We start from the raw sequence: 18261 nt of genomic DNA on the forward strand, positions 1-18261 counted from the left end.
ATTGAATCACCAAGATCACCATAGTGAAGATGGAAATGTGGCTGACCTTCAAGGTGAGCGATTCTCTCTCTATAATCTACAGAAGATCTTCTGATAATACCGTGAACATCATAACCTTTTCCTAAAAGAAACTCTGCAAGATATGAGCCATCCTGCCCTGTTATACCTGTTATTAAAGCTTTTTTTGCCATAAGTTTTCCTCTCAATTCAAAGCAATTATTTGCATTTTTCTATGTTATTATATTGCGTGTCTTTCTCTATTTAAATTCACTTTCTTGATTTTTATTTGCATTATCTTGCTTAGTTGTTTATACTATCAATTATCATTGTCATGGAGTATTTTATTATGAAAAACAGATTATTTCAAGGTGAGTACGTATCCTCTGACAGACTCCTTTATACTCCGTCAGAATTCGCAAAAAGTAACCTTTTTTATCTTCAGGAAATAGGGTCTCTCAAGGCCCAGAAAAAACATACAAGTAAGAGGCAGAACCTGTCGTCATTTTTATTTTTTTACATAAGATCAGGAAGTGGATATTTGGATTATGAAGGCAGGGAATATGAGATAAAGGCGGGCGACTGCGTGTTTATTGATTGTCAAAAACCTTACTCCCATAGAACTTCTGAGGATCTGTGGTCTCTTGAGTGGATACATTTTAACGGAAATGTAGTTCTTCCAATTTACTTAAAATACATCGAAAGAGGCGGCCAGCCCATCTTTCATCCAGACGATTCTCAAGTGCTTGAAGGGATTTTTGAAAGCATAAAAACCATTGCCCATTCCGACGATTACATAAGAGACATAAGAATCAACGAAGGTCTCTCATCCCTTCTCACATTCATTATGTCTTTTAGCTGGAATCCTGATATAGTACCGGAAAACAGTAATACCAAGACTCTTTTCATGCTCAGGGAATACCTTGATAGCCATTATCAGGAAAAAATAACCTTGGACAATCTTGCTGATAAGTTTTTGATCAACAAATATGCTCTTTCCAGAGGATTTAAAGAGCAGTTTGGAACTTCTATCATCAACTATCTCTTATCTGTCAGGATAACACATGCCAAGCAGCTCCTTCGTTTTTCCGCAAATTCTGTTGAAGAGATCGGAAATCAGTGCGGTATATCACCTCTGTACTATTTTTCACGTATTTTTAAACAGATAGAAGGGATAAGTCCTATGGAATATAGATCACAATGGAAGTGATAAAAAAGTGGCGTGCAACTTTTTTATAAATATAAAATATTTATAAACATATTATTAACGCTTTATAAAGTTCGAAAACGTTTACCTTAAAAAACTGTTAAAACCTCTAAAAAATGCTTAATATTCGTTTTTTCGTATATTAATTAAGGTATTATCCGATTATAGGAAAGATATTATTTCAGTTCTTATAAACGGGGATACTATATATGAAAATATTTCTATGTGGATTACTACTCACATTTTTCATGAGTATGTGGATATTTTCCATAGATTCTAAAGCCACAGCGGAAGATGAGATTTTATCTCAGATAAATGCAGCAAGAGAAGCTGCCGGATTGTCTTCGCTCACATATAGCGAAGACCTTGAATCTGCTGCGACAATAAGGGCGCAAGAATGCGCAAGCAGCTTTTCGCATCTTAGGCCATGCGGTTCAGCCTGGTACACAGTTGGCTATACACGTGGCGAAAACTTAGCACACGCAAAAAATGAAAATCAGCGCAAACCTGAGAACGTCGTGCTTGCCTGGCTTTTGTCGCCAAAGCATAAAGAAAACGTGCTTCGAAGCTGTTTCACTTCAGTTGGTGTTTCTTATTACAGCAATTCTGACGGAGAGACATACATCGCTTGTGAATTTAATTAAAAAGGTAAAAAACAGAAAGCCAGGGTGACTCATCACTCTGGCTTTACTTTATTGTCCTACACTTTTTAGTCCATCAGTTATAGTTTCACCCAAAAATTCTACTTCACCGGTAAGATCATGAGTTGCGGCAGGAAAAGGTGCATACCCGGCACGGTCTCCCTCTTTAGGATAGTAAATCGTTGTATCCCCAAGCTTAAATGAGTCAACATCATAAGTTCCATAGTCCTGCTGAACCAACAGATATTTGGAATTAAATCTCGGTACATCCTCAATAACTATATTAATTCCCTTGTAAACAAGCCATATAGCCAAAAATGCAATAAGCACTTTAAAAGATATCTCTTTTATCCCACTACCATTTTCAGCAAATTTATGAAGGATCATTATGATCATTCTTCCGAAAACTATTGAGATAGTCGCAAGAACATAAACAATCCCATACCTGATAAGCGGTGCGCTAAAGAACCAAAAAACAAGGCATAAAATAAGCGTTCCACTAAGTGTCAAAAAATCAGCAAAACTAAGCATGCTTCTATGGCTTAAGTCGAATACTTTATTGCCAATAAGCTTGCCAGGCTTTTTTTTATGTTCTACAGCTGCCAGAATAAAATATACAATGCAGCAAATATAGATAACTAACGATATTATTGAAAGTATAATCATTGCCTTATGGAAAAGCGAGAGCTGGCCAAACCAGTTAGGAACCCATTCAGTAAATGGAACATTCATGAAAGCTTCAACATCATTATATCCACGACCAAATGTCCTGATTTCCATTGAATCGTACTGCGCTACTCCCTTTGGTATCTCCCACGCAAGGTCAAAGAAATCCAGGAGAGTTACAGGATAAAGAATCCACCCTGAAATAACTATATTTCTCGCAAAAAAAGGAGCAGTTATTATAAACGCCATGAGAACAGATATCCCAAAAGTCTTTATTTTCTCATCATTCCTGCTATGAAACAGTTTATAAATCGGAATAATTGACAGAAGGACCATAGGCGCGGCTGAAAGTTTAACAGTAACCGCATATATACCAACAAGTGCAAGCAAGATGTATGGAACAAATGCTTTTTCATGCCTTACATACATATCAGTGCAACAGATGATAATGTAAAAAACAAGTGTCGATAAAAAATAATCAGATGCAGGCGCTACCATCTCATCAAAGATTGTAAATATGTAGTACATAGCTGCAATCCTCGGAAAATCTGATAAAACAATCTGCCTCCTTCTGATAATTGTCTTAATATCAAGACACTGCCAAGCCAAAAGCAGTGCAAAAAATCCAGCCATGGTATGCAATGACTGTTTTCCCAAAAATGCAAAGCTATAAAATGCTGAAAGTGCGAATGATGCACTGTTATAAGCAAGTCTCAAATGAAGATTTCCAAGGCCCTTTACTATGCCCGCGCTTTCAATCCAGTGAATAGCCTGTGCATGGTACAAATCTGAATCATAATGCATGATTCCGTGGGATGTTCCATAAGCCATAAAGAGAAATACAAAAAAATACCATAACCAGTCTCTTTTTGCCAAGAGAACATGGCTTACAAGGTAGAATTCTTCAAGTAATCTCTCTCTGTAGTAAAAAGCCACCGCAACATCAAACAAAACCAATAAGGCGTTAGCCATAAGACCAACGCCACTAAATAAGCTCCAGAGTTGAGAAAACACAGTAACCACAACCAAACCGGCTACTATATAACTTTCCTGATATCTGATTTTATACTTTTTTGACACACCTTTGGAATTTCTAAAAGCCATACAATCAAGAGATGTTATGACATTGAGAAAAAAGAATCCTGTAAGATATGCGGTTGCTAAAACATAAATCCAAGTAAGTATAACTGCTATCATTATCAGTTATCTCCTGTGTCTATTTATCCAATTGAGGAAACCACAGCTCCAACTATGATTCCAAGAATCGCTCCAAACAAAACCTGAAGCGGAGTATGTCCGACAAACTCTTTTAATCTCTGCTCTGTTGGAATATCTTTATCAAGCTCTTTAAACCAGTCCATCATATTATTGATGACAACTGCCTGCTTTCCTGCCTGCCTTCTGACACCCATAGCATCGTGCATAACGATAAGGGCTAGAACTCCTGAAATTGCAAACTCAAAGGTTCCTGCTCCATAATGATAAAAAGTTGATGTTACAAGAGCCATTACCGTAGCTGAATGAGAACTAGGCATTCCACCGTCTCCCATAAGCCTTTCAGGATTAAAGTTCTTATTAACAATAACATATATTATTGTTTTCAATACCTGAGCAATAAGCCAGCCCCAGAAAGAAGCCATTAGTATTGTATTACCGAGCATATCATAAATTAATTGCATTTAAACCTCAATTCTATTATCAGCCAAGTTCTCTGATATACCTCTCAATAGCCTCATGCCAGTCAGCAAACATAAAGTCAGATGTAAGCTTTAACATATAATTCTCAAGAATACTGTAAGCAGGTCTTGGTGCTGACTGTGGATTCTTTGCCTGATATTCTTCAGTTGAAACATGGTTTACTTTTGTACCCTTACCTGCAAGTCTGAAGATTTCTTCAGTGAAATCAGCCCAGTTAGTTGATCCTTCACATGTTCCGTGGAAAATGCCGTAGTTCTCGGTAGGAAGAAGATATGCAATAGCTTTGGCAAGTTCATATGTACTTGTAGGAGTTCCGAGCTGATCGTTAACTACGCTAACTTCATCATGATTTTCAGACAGTGCAAGCATTGTCTTAACAAAATTCTTACCATCGCCATACAGCCATGCTGTTCTTAAGATAAAGAAATCTTTTGCAAACTGTTTTACAAATTCCTCGCCTGCAAGCTTTGTCTTTCCATAAACACTTACAGGATTTGGTCTATCAAACTCAACATATGGTCTTGTCCCATTACCTTCAAATACATAATCTGTAGAAACATGAACAAGCTTAGATCCTGTTTCAGTAGCTGCAATTGCAAGATTTCTCGGGCCAATAGCATTGATCTTATAGGACAGATCGATATCGCTCTCCTGCTTATCAACGGCTGTATATGCTGCACAGTTAACAATAGCAACAGGCTTTACCTCTCTTGCAAGTTTAAGAACCTGATCAACGTTTGTTATATCTAAAGGTATAATGCCCTCCTGCTGAAAAACATCAGTATTTACAAGTTCATATTTACCGGCAAGTTCTTTATTGATTGCTCTTCCAAGCTGTCCGTTGCAACCTGTAACTATAATCTTTTCCATACAATTTATTCCTTTCTTGTAAAAATTCGGACGGCATTACTGCCGCCCGCCAAATGCCATTTTTATCAATCAGCGTATGTAACGCCATTTACTGTAAACTTAGAGAATGAACCGCCCTTTTCCTGAATAACAAATATCATTGTCTTACCTGTATTGAATACAACCTCGTTTCCGGCTTCATCATAGTAAGTTGTTGGACCGTAGTCGCTTGTCTTCTCCCATGTAACATGGATCATCTTACCTCTGGTAATGAAATATCCGTCACGTGTTGTATCATGCATCTGATATGCAAGGTAACCATTGTCATCACGAACTTCGTGGTATGTTCTCTGAATGATTACATTGTCAAAAGCAAGCTGTTCACCTGTTACAGCATCCTTCTGTGCATTTCCATACAAAGTCTTAAGGTATACTCCCTTTGACTCATCATACTTAAGAGCTGACTTTGTTACAGGAAAGCATCCTGACATATCAATCTCAGTTGCTTCAACTGCTGACTCTCCATACTGCTCTAAAGTATTAGGATTAGAATAACCAGTGAAATTGAAGTGTGACTCACCTTCGAAATCATCTCTGTGCTCTTTTTCAAATTTAGCTTTCTCAATAGCTGCAGTTACATGTGAACCATCTGTGAAAGCTGTATGCTCAGATGTACTTCCTTCAGGAACTCTGAAGAATGCACCATAATCTGAACCCATTACTCCGCCGACACCATTTAAGTTATCAACGTCATCTCTTGTAAGAATAGATTTAACATAGAGTTCTGGTCCGCCGTAGTGAACAATAATCGGGTCATACTCAAGTGCTGCATATACAAAGTAATCACGGATGCTTCGGATATTACCGATTCTCTCAAGATTTTCCCAATTCTCAAGGATACCCATCTGACGGCTCATGCTGCCTTCTTCCATGATCTCATAGAAAACTGCAACATTGCTAAGTCCGTACTGTGGCTGAGCTTCCTTGTTAATAGGATACATTACAGCAAGTGGTCTGTTTGAATTAACTGCTTCATCAACCCACTCGTTTGTGAAATAACTTCTTACCATACCCTCTGCAGGAGGAACATCTTCATCAACTGTTTCTTCAACCGGTGCCTCTGCAACAGCTTCTTCAGGCTGGCTTACATCTTCTAACTTCTCTACACTAAGTCCAGAAACAGACTCATCACCTGCAGATCCGCATCCAAATAACATAGCTGCTGTTAAACCTGCAGCTATAATTGCTTTTGCTTTTTTCATATCCTTTTTTATTTCCTCTCTCTTTATATTAACACGTGATAGTTTATCACAAAAATATTCTATTCGCCAAGACCAGTCTCGATTGCCTTAACAAGGGCTTCCATAGCTTCTTCTTCATCCGGACCGTCACATTTAAAGGTCAATTCATCCCCACACTTTATACAAGCCCCAAGAACACTAAGAACACTCTTGGCATTGGCAGTATTATCACCATAGCTAAAAGTGATGTGTGATTTATAGTTCATTGCCACCTTACATAGATTACCTGCCGGTCGCAAATGTAATCCAGTAGGGTTTGTAATAACTACCTTCTGACTTACCATATTATAGCATAACCTCCTCGATCAACTTCGCAAGGTTCCTTGCTTCTTCCTCAATCTTACTCTGATCTTTACCTTCTATCATTACTCTTACAAGCGGTTCTGTACCTGATGGTCTGATAAGAACTCTTCCATCTCCGGCAAACTGCTTCTCAAGCTCTGCAATAGCTCCTGCGATCTCAGGATACTCCATGTATGAATCCTTTTTATGAGTAGGAACATGTGCATTTACAAGCGCCTGAGGCATAACCTCCATAACTTTAGCAAGCTCTGAAAGAGGTTTCTTGGTATTTACCATGACTTCCAAAAGATGTAGAGCTGAAAGAAGTCCGTCTCCTGTAGTATTGTCGTCAAGGAAAATGATATGTCCTGACTGCTCACCACCAAGATTTGCTCCGATTTCTTTCATGTGCTCAAGAACATATCTGTCTCCAACTTTTGTCTTGTCAATCCGAATTCCTTCTTTTTCACCCATCTTAAAGAATCCAAGATTACTCATTACTGTTGCAACTATCGTATTCTTTGCAAGCTTGCCATTATCCTTCATGTATTTTCCGATGATAGCCATGATTTCGTCACCATCTACCATCTTACCATTTTCATCAACTGCAAGGAACCTGTCCGCATCACCATCAAAAGCAAGGCCAATGTTTGCCTTTTCGGTAACAACTCTTCCCATAAGTTCTTCCATATGAGTAGATCCACATCCTGCATTGATGTTTGTTCCGTCAGGATTATTGTGGATAACTATCATTTCAGCACCAAGCTGTCTGATAGCCTCTACGGATGTGTAGAACGATGCTCCTTCCGCACAGTCCATTACAATTTTCATTCCCTTAAGGTTAATATCTACAGCATTAAGGTTGTGATTTATATACTCTTCTCTTGCGTCTGTACGGTTCTTGATCTTACCGATACCTGCACCTGTAGGCATCTTAATGCCTTCCATGTTGTTTTTTATAAGTGCTTCTATTTCGTCTTCCATTGCATCAGGAAGCTTATAACCATTGCCATCAAAGAACTTAATACCGTTGAATTCCATCGGATTATGAGAAGCAGAAATAACAACTCCCGCATCTACTCTGTATTTTTTTGTAAGATAAGCTACACCGGGAGTTGGTATAACACCAACATTAACTACGTCCGCGCCTACTGAGCAAGCACCTGCCATCAGTGCACTTGCAAGCATATCACCGGAAAGTCTTGTGTCACATCCTACCATAATAGTAGGCTTGTGATTAACTTCTTTTGATAAAACATAAGCCCCTGCCTGACCAAGCTGCATCGCTAAAAGCGGAGTAAGTTCATCATTAGCCACTCCTCTGACACCGTCTGTTCCAAATAATCTTCCCATTTTCAAAACCTCGTTATTCTTTTCTTTCTATTGTCACATATACGCTCACAGTATTAGTGGCTTTTACACCATCCGGAAGGTTCCAGTTAACATCGACGCTGTAAGTCCCGTCTGCAAGCTCCCCATTTTCACTATTCTGAATAAAGCTATTAACATCCACTGTTCCTGTCAAAGAAGCAGCTGATACACCACTAATTGTAGATGTTAGTCCTGTAAGTGTCAGAGAAACTGTGTCATATTCAGTATCTTCAATTGCAACATTATAACCGTCAACTTCTCCGGCAACAGATATATTCTTTATGTCTACATCAAATGTTTCTTCAGAAACACTCTCTATATGAACAACAACCGCAGCTGTTCCATTGTAATCACTATCTCCAAGAATCACTCCGTTTGGCAGATAATCCTCAACATCGATGGTACATGCAAGATTTCCGGTAAGCCCTGATACGTCAAGCTGTTCATCATCTATAACAATCTCATTTACTGAAGAGATTGCGCTGTTTTTGCCGGCAATAAGTACCTGATCAGGATTGGTGTCAACCTTTCCTGTAAGCGCATACCCATCAGCAGGTTCACCCTTTATTGTATATTTAAGTGGAACATACTTGGTTCCGTAAATTGTTACGTTAACATTGACAGTCTTGGCATTCATGGAAATCTGTGATGTATCAACCTGATTACCATCAACATCATAAAGAACTATATCTGCGTTGGTAATAATATCTGACGTAAAACCTGTTACATCAACATCTACCTCTGCTGTCTGAACTTTCTGGATCACCGATTCAGGTCCGTTTATCCTGATCATATTCTGACCTGTTGAAATACCGCCGATCACGTATCCATCGGCAAGCGTTCCGGATGTAGTAGGTGTAATTGCAAGAGACTTGGAATTCTTGCGCTCTACACTTAATTTAACTACATCATTACTTGTAGATATATTCTCAATCTTGTCACTGTATTTGTTGGTAGTAACATTTATGCTCACCGTATTAAGACTGGAAAGATCCTGAATATCAGCCGTTGCAACGATATTATTCTGACTGATTGAATCTATTATGGATCTGGGTGCATAAATTGTTACAGAACTGATAGTATCTGTATTATCAAGCACGGTATATACCTGCCCCTGCTCCGTAATAAGATTCGTGTTTTTTAAAGTTACCGGAATGTTGGTATATCTGACCGACGTTACCGGGTCATTGATATTGGTAACCAAAAACCACACAATTATAGCAAAAATAAGTGAAGCGAGCTTAAGCCCCCAATTAGACGTAAGTTTTTTCATTTTTTCGCCTTTGCCTTTCTGGCAAGGTGCTTGATCGGCGCCTCTTCAGTGTGCTTATCCTGAAGAATTCTCAGGCGTTCCCTCAATCTGTCACTGTCAACAGATCTCTCTAATTCGCCCTCATAAGCGATACTTATCTTACCTGTCTCCTCAGAAACAATAATTGTAAGAGAATCTGTTGCTTCAGAAACACCCACACCGGCACGATGTCTTGTTCCAAGTTCCTTACCTATCCCCATATTGTCAGAAAGTGGCAAATAACATGTGGCAGCTGTTACCCTGTCACCTTTGATTACAACTGCTCCATCATGAAGTGGAGTATTGTGTTCAAAAATATTGATAAGAAGCTGACTGGTTACTATTCCGTCAACCTCAATTCCTGTGCGTTCAAACTCAGTTAAAGGATGATTATTCTCAATAACTATCAGTGCTCCGGTTCTTACCTTGGCCATCTCAACGCAAGCTCTGACTATTTCATTCAAAGTTCTGTCCGAAAATCTTCCCTGTGTTTTAGGATCACCAAGCGACAGCACATTGGAAAAGAAATTTTTCCTTCCCAGTTCTTCCAAAGCTTTACGAAGTTCAGGCTGCAGTATAACAACCATTGCTATGATTGCAATACTGAAAACTCTTTCAACAATCCACAGGATAGTCGTCATATTGAAAAGAGCTGCAACTAAAATAAACACAACAATTACTATGACACCCTTTAACAGTGACCATAGTCTTGTGTTTTTTGCCCACACCAAAATATGATATACCAGAAACGCAATAATAAAAATTTCCAGTATATCTGAGAATCTCACAGTTGGCATGTGCAAACTTGTTCTATTGAAATCAAATAAAAAATCTATTTGTTCCATGGTGTCCCTTTATATATCACCTGCGCTGCTCTCTTGCGCGGTTTATTTTCTTAACCCTTCGTTCAGGTGTAGAAACTGTAACCTTAGGTACAGCCTTTACATAATAATAATATTCATCATCTTCAAACTGCACTTTCTCAGTTCTGCTATAGTCAAGACTGAATGAGAAAAACTCAACCACAAGCATTAGAAGTGCAGATACAACAGTTCCAACTATAACTCCTACCAAGGCAATATCTGTATCAAATATAAGATTTCCAACAAGGATACAGATAATAAGAGAAATAGCACCTGCTGATATTGCAATCTTCCATGAGTTATCAACAGAAGATCTGCGAATCAGATATACGATAACAATCGTAATTGCAAACGCAGCTACCAAAACTATCATAGATTTATTTCCTGTGATTCCAGACACTATGGACTGGAACTCATTGGCTGCTTCCTCAACACCATCACTTCCAAAAGCTGTGGCATTTGAAGAAAAATAGGAAATCATGAAAGATATTACTATTCCAAATCCAACCGATACCATAGAAGCCGGTGTACCTAACAATCCCATGGCAAGTGGCATCACATAAGGAAGTCCAACAAAATAAAACAATGGTGTAAGTACAACTGCCAAAGTATCTTTAGGTGAAAACCTAAAATAAAGCAAAAACATCAAAACAAAAATAATTGCCGCTACAAGTGCGCATTCAGGAGCAAGCGAAAAAAGGTGCCCCAGTATAAAAGCTGCTGAAGCAACAATAATAAAGTTTGCAGGTAAAATAGCGCACAAAAGTGAAGCCATCAGAACAATCGCCATATTGTTCAGAGAGCTCATATAACCAAGCTTATTATTTATAACTGCAATTGAAATGAGTGAAAGTAAGAACTTCCAGACATATGTAAGATATGTTTCGTTATTGATATAAAACCTTTTGATATACTGCTTAAATTCCAATAATGATGTCATAGTATCACTTTTCCTTCTCGTACATTCTAGCTAACTTTTTAAGATCCCCATAATACTGTCTCATATTCTTACGCATCTTGGAATAACGATAGGAATATATGATATATGAAACAAGAGAATACACGCCAACAAGCAGGAGGTAGTATATAAGATACCTCCTGCCAATAGCCAATAAATTATTTGTATTGTAAAGATTAGATAAAACATTTTCGAAATCGTAAAGTGCATAAGTTCCAACACAAATAGCAAAGACAACTGTCGCGCTAATCACTGACTTAAGTATATTAAAGCCAATGTAATCACTCCTAAAATAAGAGTTGATTGCTCCGTTCTTCTTGCCTTCACGATCCATAAATGCAGCCATTTTGGTCATCAAAATGACTTTGTCTTCATTTAACATTTTTGCTCCTTATGTATCCAGGAAGCGCATTCCAGCTTTCTTATCTTGCTTAACCGGCTGTTGAATAACTGGCTGAGGTCTGGCAAACGTATTATTGAGGTTGTCTGCCATACTAGCCTTACATTTATCACAAAATCTTCCTGTTAAAATACGTGCACCGCACTTTTCACAAGTCATCTTGAGCGGTGAATTTTCAGCGAACATCAGCCTTTCCTCACGAATCCACTGCTGTATCTGCTTGGTGGTTACTTCATTATCTTCCGCGATCTGTTTCAAATCTGCTGTCGGATTCTCAATGATGTATGCCTTAACTCTCTGAAAATCCTCTTCGATTGCCTTTTTACAAGGCTCACAGATCGGTTGTCCACCAATGTAGTTGAACATTTTCCCGCATCTTGCACAATTCCGTAAGTTCATAAATCTGACCTCCATTTATCTTATGTAGTTTGCCCGATAGCAAGTGTAAGGAAATAAACATTCTTTACTCCGGCCATCTGAAACTCATGGGTGATCTCATCAATGGTACTTCCAGTTGTATAGATGTCATCGATAATGAGTATGCACTTAAATTTTACATCATTTCTTACTATATTAAAAGCCTTTTTCAAATTATTGCGGCGTCCACGAAGGTCAAGCTCCTTCATAGGTCTGGTCTGTCTTGACCTTACTATCACATCACCATACACAGGAATTCCTGTCAGCTTTGAAAGCCTTGATGCATACTCTGCTGCCTGATTGTATCCTCTGATATACTGTTTATCTTTGTACATCGGAACAGGTATTATCGCATCCACGCCAAGTCTACTAATCTTCTTCCCAAGCCTTTTCACAGTCGCTTCGGCATAAAAATCTGCATATTCTCTCCGCCCCATATACTTAAACCTATATATTGATCCGGAAATACTTCGATAATTAAATACTGAAAATCCCCGATTAAATCTATGTCTGATAGCCATACAGTCTGCGCAGTACTCTGACTGGTCAGATAGCTTTAAAGGTTTCCCGCATTTTTCGCAGACATGGTCGCCTATGTATTTTATTTTCTTTTTACATTCCTCATGAACTAGGTCTTTAGACTCTTTATATCTAAGTACGCCATCACAGATGGGGCATCGCCTTGGATATATGAGATTCAGAACATTTTCAATTACCTGCATCAAATACTTCTCTAATTCTATCTTTAAGACCGGTGTATCTTTTCAGTTGCTGTTCATTAGCTGTCATGTTTAGTACAGTCTGACTGCTGCCCAAAATACATACAGTGTTCTTGGCTCTGGTCACTGCTGTATAGAGCAAATTTCTGTTCAGCAGCATTCTTGGGCCGCCCAAAAGCGGCATAATAACTGCAGGGTACTCGCTTCCCTGAGATTTGTGAATAGTAATTGCATATGAAAGTTCGAGCTCATCCAATTCAGCAAATGGATACCTGACTCTCCTGTGCTCATCAAATTCCACCACAACATCTTGAGAATATTCATTAATCTCCCTGACAATTCCCATGTCACCGTTAAACACTCCAAGGCCTGAATCCACCGGTATATTATGCTTTCCAACGACTTCCCACTGAGCCTGATAGTTATTCTTTATCTGCATGACCTTGTCGCCTTCCCTTAAGGTAAGCTCGCCATAAACATGCTCCTTTTTGGTCTTGTCAGGCGGATTAAGATACTCCTGCAAAATCAGATTAAGCTGTATCGCCCCAAGCGGGCCCTTTTTCATGGGTGTCAGAACCTGTATGTCATAGGGCTGCGCCCCGACATATCCGGGAAGCTTATCTCTTATAAGCTGTACCATGTGCTTATATATAACGTTTGCATCATTTCTTTCCAGGAAAAAGAAATCCTTACTTTTATTATCAAGCACCGGCTTCTCACCATTATGGATTCTGTGAGCATTCATAACGATGTCACTTTCCTCAGCCTGCCTGAATATCTTTTGCAGATAGATGGTCGGAAATCTTCCACTGGATATAAGATCAGCGAGCACCTGCCCCGGTCCCACACTCGGTAGCTGCGAACTATCTCCAACAAGAATCAGATGCACTCCTGGAACGAGGGCCTTTAAAAGTGCATAAAAAAGATGAATATCAACCATGGACATCTCGTCTATAATGATTGCATCCGCTTCGAGAGGGTTGTCCCTGTTTCTTTCAAATCTAACTGCACCGGACTTGGTATCATCATCACCAACCTGGCCCGAAACTTCCAATAATCTATGGATTGTTCTGGCTTCGTAGCCTGTTGCTTCAGTCATTCTCTTGGCTGCTCTTCCCGTAGGAGCTGCTAAAAGAATATCCAATCCTTCACTTGCATAATATTCAATAATAGTGTTGATAGTAGTGGTCTTACCTGTGCCGGGTCCACCTGTAATGATAACAATTCCATTTGAAATGCTCTTTAATACAGCCTCTCGTTGAAGGTCATCAAGCTGAAGATTTTTTCTTTTCTCTATATCAAGGATTCTCTGCCTGTATCTCTCCTCATCTGCAGCAGTAACATTTTCAGCAACATTCAGGTCCGAAAGCATAACCGCTGCCCCCTGCTCCTCGTAATAAAAATTAGCAGAGAAAATATTGTCATTATTTTTTGCTATGAGTTTTTTGTCCATCATCAGATTCTGAATCTGAATCCTTATGCTGTCAGAATCAATCATCTGGTCAGGTGTCTGTATTAAGAGTTCTTCTGTCTTTGAAACAAGTTCATCCATGGGAAGATAGGTATTTCCATCAAGTGAACTCTGAAGAAGTGTGAAAAGAATGCCGCTTCTTATACGGTACTCAGAATCCACGCGAATGCCGACTTTGGCAGCGATCTCATCAGCAGTCTTAAATCCAATCCCGCTTATATCGTCAGCAAGCTGATAAGGATTCTCCTGAATAATCCCATAAACTCTGGTTCCGTAATTGTTGAATATCTTAACTGCCATATTGTTGCTGATACCATATTTCTGCAAAAAAATCATGGCATCGCGCATCTCTCTTTTTTCTGCCATCTGCATGGCTATGTCTATGGCTTTTTTTTCACTGATTCCTTTAATTTCAGCTAATCTTTCAGGTTCATCCTCAATGATCCTGAAAGTATCCGCTCCAAATTTTTTAACTATACGGGCTGCCAGTGCCTCTCCAATTCCCCTTATAGCACCTGAACCGAGATATCTCTGCATAGATACTGCATCATCAGGAACTGCAATCTTGTAGGAACTTACCTTTAATTGCTGGCCGTATACAGGATGGTTAACGTAGCTGCCCTCGATTTCAAGAGTATCTCCTACATCAGCATCCTTAAAGGTTCCGGTGCAGGTTACCTCCTCTTCATCTACAATAAGGCTCACTACACCGTAGCCGTTTTCCTCGTTCTTATATATAAAATGATCTATGTATCCTTTAACTGTTTCTTTTTCCATAAAAAGTAGTATACCATAATAAAAAGCGTATAAATCTTAAGATTTCTTAAGAATTACACGCTTTTATACACATTCTTATACTTTTATGTGGATGGAGCTTCAGGAATGTCATAGTTGCGTTTTAAATTCTCATAGAGCATCTGAGCAAAGCCATTACTCTGAGTCTCTACTGATGTTGAGCAGACTTCCTGAAGTGTCTTGTCCTTAAAAAAGTCTACCAGAGTTGATGTGGAATTGTCCTCAGTTTCAGGTTTAAGAGCATCTACAGACTTCTGCATTTCTTTGAACATCTGCTCAAGGAAATATGCCTCAAAACTTTTGCAGGCTTCCATAAGTTCATCATCCGTGGAAGTTTCGGACGTATTTTGCAGCTTATTCTGAAGCGCAATAGTGCTGGCGTTCTTACTCTCCTGCATTGCATAATCTGTAATCGCCGTTGAATTTAATCCTTTAATATCAAGACCCGCCATAATCTCCCCTTATCTCACTTTATTATCTCTTAAGTGAATTTGCTGTCTGCATCATTTCATCAGTTGTCTGAATTGCAGTTGAGTTCATTTCATATGCACGCTGGGCTACGATTAGATTTACCATTTCTGTTGCCACATTTACGTTTGATCCTTCAAGATATCCCTGAACGATCTCACTTTTCTTAATATTATCGGCGTCATTTTCAAGAATAGGCTCGCCACTTGCCGCAGTCTGTATCCACGCTGCACTTCCTACCCTTTCAAGGCCTTCTCTATTGGAGAACTGCCATACTCCGATCTGAAGTCCCATATCTGTAGGAACTCCCTGATCATCAGGGTAAAAAATCTTTCCATCGCTGCTGATAGTGATTCTGCTTGCAATCGCTCCATCAAGAGTAATAGCTGCGCCATCTATATCAAGCACAGGATTTCCTTCTGCTGTTGTGAGCTCAAGAGTAGTTCCACCTGTATCCTGAAGTGCCCACACAAAGTTACCATTTCTCGTATAGTTAATAGTCTCACCATCGGCCGACATATATGCAAAGAAACCTTCGCCGCCTATTGCAAGCGCCGCCGGATTATCACTGCTTTGAAATGAACCCTGGGAAAAGAACTGATTAATCGTTGAAGTACGTACGCCAAGTCCCACCTGCGAATTGGTTGGTTTTGGAGTACCATTAGAAGTGGTTGTAACAGACTGTAACTCCTGGTACAAAAGAGATTTGAACTGCGCACCCTGAGCCTTATATCCCACTGTATTAACGTTCGCAAGATTGTTAGAAATGGTATCTACATTTGTCTGCTGCGCATTCATTCCAGTTGCTGCTGACCATAGACTTCTTACCATAAGCCACCTCCGATTTAGATAAATGTAGGTATCACCGTCATCCGTGACTGGTAATATCATCTTCTATATTCTTATCGGCTCAATCCCAAAAAATATTTATAAAAATACTATAAATTTTCATGACAGACGTCCAAGCTGGTTAGCTGCAATATCAAGAGTGCCGTCAATAGTGGTTATCATTCTCTGGTTTGTATCATAATTTCTCTGAACAGCAATCATATTGACCATTTCATCAACTACAGATATATTAGATTGTTCCAAAAAGCCGGCGTAGACTGATGCTGTAGATGTTATCTGAGTTGCATCATCTGTTGGAATATACATATTTTCGCCGTAATGCTCCAATGTATTGTAAGTAATTCTTCCATCAGGATAGGTTACCTTTTCAAAATCAAATTTTCCTACTGTGGCAACAACTTCACCATCCTGAATTATTTCGCCCAATGTATTTATCTCCACAGGAAGTGCCGGATCAACTTCAATATGTCCTCCATCCTGTGACAAAACAAAGTCTCCATCCTGTGTTACAAGAACGCCTTCATTTGTAAGTGTAAAGTTTCCGTCTCTTGTGTACATGATATCAGTCTGCCCTGCTACATCTCTTTCGATGTTTACAGCCTTATTGGTATATTCAATTCCAAAGAATCCATATCCGCCAAGAGCCAGATCAAAAGTATTACCTGTCTCTTTCATCGGTCCTTCAGACCAATCCACGTATCCTTCGCCGATTTTTACACCGGGATTAATAATGCCCAGTCCACGGGCAGTGAACGGGGCATCAGTATAGTCTTTAATTTTGAGCGCAAGCTGATCAGAAAAAGCCTGTGAAGTTGCGCCTTCTTTTTTATATCCGTTAGTATTGGCATTAGCAAGATTGTTAGTGAGCACATCCATTCTGTGCTGTTCGTTAATCATTCCTGTGTATGCTGTGTAGAGACCCTTTACCATACAATATTCCTCATGCCATCCTGGCTTTACAACTGTTCAGTCCATGAACAGTGCGTTAGGCCTTAGTCCTGATGATATCCTGCAAGGAACTCTACATATCTACCTGTTCCGATAGCAACTGCTGTCATAGGATCCTCAGCCGTCATAGTGTTGATACCGGTCTTTGAATAGATGAGATCTTCAAGTCCGCGAAGTAGTGCTCCGCCACCTGTAAGGACAATTCCTCTGTCTGCAATATCTGCAGCAAGTTCAGGAGGAGTGTTCTCCAGAACACTGTGAATCGCCTCAATGATCTGTGCCGTAGGTTCACGAAGGGCCTCTTCTGTTTCCTCAGAAGATACTCTTACAGTCTTAGGAAGGCCTGTTACAAGATTTCTTCCTCTTACATCAAGATAGTCATTCTCAGCTCTTGGATATGCTGAACCTATCTTTATCTTTATATCTTCAGCTGTTCTGTCACCAATAAGAAGGTTGTGTTTCTTTCTCATGTAACGAACAAGTGCTTCATCAAAGTCGTCTCCGGCAACCTTAACAGATGTACTTACAACTGTTCCGCCAAGTGAGATAACTGCTATATCTGATGTACCACCACCTATATCAACAATCATGTTTCCGCATGGCTTTGTAATGTCGATACCAGCTCCAATTGCTGCAGCGATAGGCTCTTCAATAGTCTTAACATCTCTTGCACCGCAAAGTCTTGTTGCATCTTCAACGGCTTTTTTCTCAACTTCTGTAGCTCCACTTGGAACACAAACTGCAATGAATGGTTTTCTGTGGATTCTACGTCCAATAGCCTTCTTGATAAAATATCTCATCATCTGCTCTGTGATCTTGTAGTTAGAGATAACGCCCTGGCGAAGAGGACGAACAGCCACGATGTTACCCGGTGTACGCCCGAGCATAAGTCTTGCATCCTCACCGATAGCCTTGATTTCCTCTGTATCTCTATCATAAGCCACAACTGAAGGCTCTTTCAAAACAACGCCCTTTCCTCTTATATAAACAAGAACTGACGCTGTCCCTAAATCAATTCCAATATCTGCATACTGCATATTACAATGCCCCTTTCAAAAAACAACCAGCAT

20 protein-coding genes are annotated in these 18261 nt (G+C 39.4%); 2 read left to right on the forward strand and 18 right to left on the reverse strand.

Annotation, left to right across the window (positions count from 1 at the left end; translation table 11 throughout):
- The coding region (locus BM146_RS10245) for a GDP-mannose 4,6-dehydratase (protein ID WP_143087466.1) at positions 1–191 on the reverse strand (191 nt) is incomplete at its 3' end.
- 155 nt (positions 192–346) lie between these two features.
- Between BM146_RS10245 and BM146_RS10250 the strand changes: the two genes are divergently transcribed.
- Positions 347–1207 (forward strand): helix-turn-helix transcriptional regulator, encoded by an 861-nt coding sequence (locus tag BM146_RS10250; RefSeq protein WP_074888266.1) that lies wholly within the window; start codon positions 347–349, stop codon positions 1205–1207.
- Between the two features lie 245 nt (positions 1208–1452).
- Positions 1453–1848, forward strand: coding sequence for a CAP domain-containing protein (locus BM146_RS10255; RefSeq protein WP_207649916.1), 396 nt, complete (start codon positions 1453–1455; stop codon positions 1846–1848).
- Between the two features lie 48 nt (positions 1849–1896).
- Here the strand turns inward: BM146_RS10255 and BM146_RS10260 are convergent, their stop codons facing one another.
- From BM146_RS10260 to BM146_RS10340, 17 genes are all read right to left on the reverse strand, one after another.
- Complete coding sequence (locus tag BM146_RS10260; RefSeq protein ID WP_074888272.1) at positions 1897–3708, reverse strand: LIC_10190 family membrane protein; 1812 nt, start codon at positions 3706–3708, stop codon at positions 1897–1899.
- Between the two features lie 23 nt (positions 3709–3731).
- Entirely contained in the window at positions 3732–4190 is a 459-nt protein-coding gene (locus BM146_RS10265) for a divergent PAP2 family protein (RefSeq protein ID WP_074888274.1), read from the reverse strand.
- Positions 4191–4209: 19 nt separating this feature from the next.
- Positions 4210–5079 (reverse strand): dTDP-4-dehydrorhamnose reductase, encoded by an 870-nt coding sequence (rfbD, locus tag BM146_RS10270; protein ID WP_074888277.1) that lies wholly within the window; start codon positions 5077–5079, stop codon positions 4210–4212.
- Between the two features lie 65 nt (positions 5080–5144).
- On the reverse strand, positions 5145–6320 hold the full coding sequence (locus BM146_RS10275; protein ID WP_074888280.1) for a DUF3048 domain-containing protein: 1176 nt from the start codon (positions 6318–6320) through the stop codon (positions 5145–5147).
- Between the two features lie 59 nt (positions 6321–6379).
- Positions 6380–6643: an HPr family phosphocarrier protein gene (locus BM146_RS10280; protein WP_022772638.1), complete on the reverse strand. Its 264-nt coding sequence runs from the start codon at positions 6641–6643 to the stop codon at positions 6380–6382.
- Between the two features lies 1 nt (position 6644).
- A complete protein-coding gene (gene glmM / locus BM146_RS10285) occupies positions 6645–7994 on the reverse strand; it encodes a phosphoglucosamine mutase (RefSeq protein WP_074888284.1) in 1350 nt (449 codons plus the stop codon).
- Between the two features lie 13 nt (positions 7995–8007).
- Positions 8008–9285 (reverse strand): CdaR family protein, encoded by a 1278-nt coding sequence (locus BM146_RS10290; RefSeq protein ID WP_074888287.1) that lies wholly within the window; start codon positions 9283–9285, stop codon positions 8008–8010.
- Entirely contained in the window at positions 9282–10148 is an 867-nt protein-coding gene (gene cdaA, locus BM146_RS10295; RefSeq protein ID WP_074888289.1) for a diadenylate cyclase CdaA, read from the reverse strand. Before cdaA ends, BM146_RS10290 begins: the two co-directional genes overlap by 4 nt.
- A gap of 16 nt (positions 10149–10164) precedes the next feature.
- On the reverse strand, positions 10165–11106 hold the full coding sequence (locus BM146_RS10300) for a hypothetical protein (protein ID WP_074888292.1): 942 nt from the start codon (positions 11104–11106) through the stop codon (positions 10165–10167).
- A 4-nt stretch (positions 11107–11110) separates the two neighbouring features.
- Positions 11111–11506, reverse strand: coding sequence for a hypothetical protein (locus BM146_RS10305; protein ID WP_074888295.1), 396 nt, complete (start codon positions 11504–11506; stop codon positions 11111–11113).
- Positions 11507–11515: 9 nt separating this feature from the next.
- Entirely contained in the window at positions 11516–11923 is a 408-nt protein-coding gene (locus BM146_RS10310; RefSeq protein ID WP_074888299.1) for a flagellar protein, read from the reverse strand.
- A gap of 20 nt (positions 11924–11943) precedes the next feature.
- Complete coding sequence (locus BM146_RS10315; protein WP_074888302.1) at positions 11944–12663, reverse strand: ComF family protein; 720 nt, start codon at positions 12661–12663, stop codon at positions 11944–11946.
- A complete protein-coding gene (locus BM146_RS10320) occupies positions 12650–14908 on the reverse strand; it encodes an SF1B family DNA helicase RecD2 (protein ID WP_074888305.1) in 2259 nt (752 codons plus the stop codon). Before BM146_RS10320 ends, BM146_RS10315 begins: the two co-directional genes overlap by 14 nt.
- 83 nt (positions 14909–14991) lie before the next feature.
- Complete coding sequence (locus BM146_RS10325) at positions 14992–15378, reverse strand: hypothetical protein (RefSeq protein WP_083413493.1); 387 nt, start codon at positions 15376–15378, stop codon at positions 14992–14994.
- A gap of 22 nt (positions 15379–15400) precedes the next feature.
- Positions 15401–16225, reverse strand: coding sequence for a flagellar hook-basal body protein (locus tag BM146_RS10330; RefSeq protein ID WP_074888307.1), 825 nt, complete (start codon positions 16223–16225; stop codon positions 15401–15403).
- 117 nt (positions 16226–16342) lie between these two features.
- The gene (locus BM146_RS10335; RefSeq protein WP_074888310.1) at positions 16343–17173 is read right to left on the reverse strand and encodes a flagellar hook-basal body protein; all 831 of its coding nucleotides are present in this window, start codon (positions 17171–17173) and stop codon (positions 16343–16345) included.
- A gap of 62 nt (positions 17174–17235) precedes the next feature.
- Positions 17236–18228, reverse strand: coding sequence for a rod shape-determining protein (locus tag BM146_RS10340; RefSeq protein ID WP_074888313.1), 993 nt, complete (start codon positions 18226–18228; stop codon positions 17236–17238).
- Positions 18229–18261 lie beyond the last annotated feature (33 nt).

The organism is Butyrivibrio proteoclasticus (assembly GCF_900115735.1).
In the GTDB taxonomy this organism is placed as follows: Bacteria; Bacillota; Clostridia; order Lachnospirales; family Lachnospiraceae; genus Butyrivibrio; species Butyrivibrio proteoclasticus_B.

Excerpts from the sequence above, each read along its gene's own strand:
- BM146_RS10275 (WP_074888280.1), bottom strand. The coding sequence starts at position 6,320 with ATGAAAAAAGCAAAAGCAATTATAGCTGCAGGTTTAACAGCAGCTATG.
- glmM (WP_074888284.1), bottom strand. The coding sequence starts at position 7,994 with ATGGGAAGATTATTTGGAACAGACGGTGTCAGAGGAGTGGCTAATGAT.
- BM146_RS10305 (WP_074888295.1), bottom strand. The coding sequence starts at position 11,506 with ATGTTAAATGAAGACAAAGTCATTTTGATGACCAAAATGGCTGCATTT.
- rfbD (WP_074888277.1), bottom strand. The coding sequence starts at position 5,079 with ATGGAAAAGATTATAGTTACAGGTTGCAACGGACAGCTTGGAAGAGCA.
- BM146_RS10320 (WP_074888305.1), bottom strand. The coding sequence starts at position 14,908 with ATGGAAAAAGAAACAGTTAAAGGATACATAGATCATTTTATATATAAG.
- BM146_RS10250 (WP_074888266.1), top strand. The coding sequence starts at position 347 with ATGAAAAACAGATTATTTCAAGGTGAGTACGTATCCTCTGACAGACTC.
- BM146_RS10280 (WP_022772638.1), bottom strand. The coding sequence starts at position 6,643 with ATGGTAAGTCAGAAGGTAGTTATTACAAACCCTACTGGATTACATTTG.
- BM146_RS10260 (WP_074888272.1), bottom strand. The coding sequence starts at position 3,708 with ATGATAGCAGTTATACTTACTTGGATTTATGTTTTAGCAACCGCATAT.
- BM146_RS10335 (WP_074888310.1), bottom strand. The coding sequence starts at position 17,173 with ATGGTAAAGGGTCTCTACACAGCATACACAGGAATGATTAACGAACAG.
- BM146_RS10255 (WP_207649916.1), top strand. The coding sequence starts at position 1,453 with ATGAGTATGTGGATATTTTCCATAGATTCTAAAGCCACAGCGGAAGAT.
- BM146_RS10265 (WP_074888274.1), bottom strand. The coding sequence starts at position 4,190 with ATGCAATTAATTTATGATATGCTCGGTAATACAATACTAATGGCTTCT.
- BM146_RS10290 (WP_074888287.1), bottom strand. The coding sequence starts at position 9,285 with ATGAAAAAACTTACGTCTAATTGGGGGCTTAAGCTCGCTTCACTTATT.
- BM146_RS10340 (WP_074888313.1), bottom strand. The coding sequence starts at position 18,228 with ATGCAGTATGCAGATATTGGAATTGATTTAGGGACAGCGTCAGTTCTT.
- BM146_RS10330 (WP_074888307.1), bottom strand. The coding sequence starts at position 16,225 with ATGGTAAGAAGTCTATGGTCAGCAGCAACTGGAATGAATGCGCAGCAG.
- BM146_RS10325 (WP_083413493.1), bottom strand. The coding sequence starts at position 15,378 with ATGGCGGGTCTTGATATTAAAGGATTAAATTCAACGGCGATTACAGAT.
- BM146_RS10300 (WP_074888292.1), bottom strand. The coding sequence starts at position 11,106 with ATGACATCATTATTGGAATTTAAGCAGTATATCAAAAGGTTTTATATC.
- BM146_RS10315 (WP_074888302.1), bottom strand. The coding sequence starts at position 12,663 with ATGCAGGTAATTGAAAATGTTCTGAATCTCATATATCCAAGGCGATGC.
- BM146_RS10310 (WP_074888299.1), bottom strand. The coding sequence starts at position 11,923 with ATGAACTTACGGAATTGTGCAAGATGCGGGAAAATGTTCAACTACATT.
- cdaA (WP_074888289.1), bottom strand. The coding sequence starts at position 10,148 with ATGGAACAAATAGATTTTTTATTTGATTTCAATAGAACAAGTTTGCAC.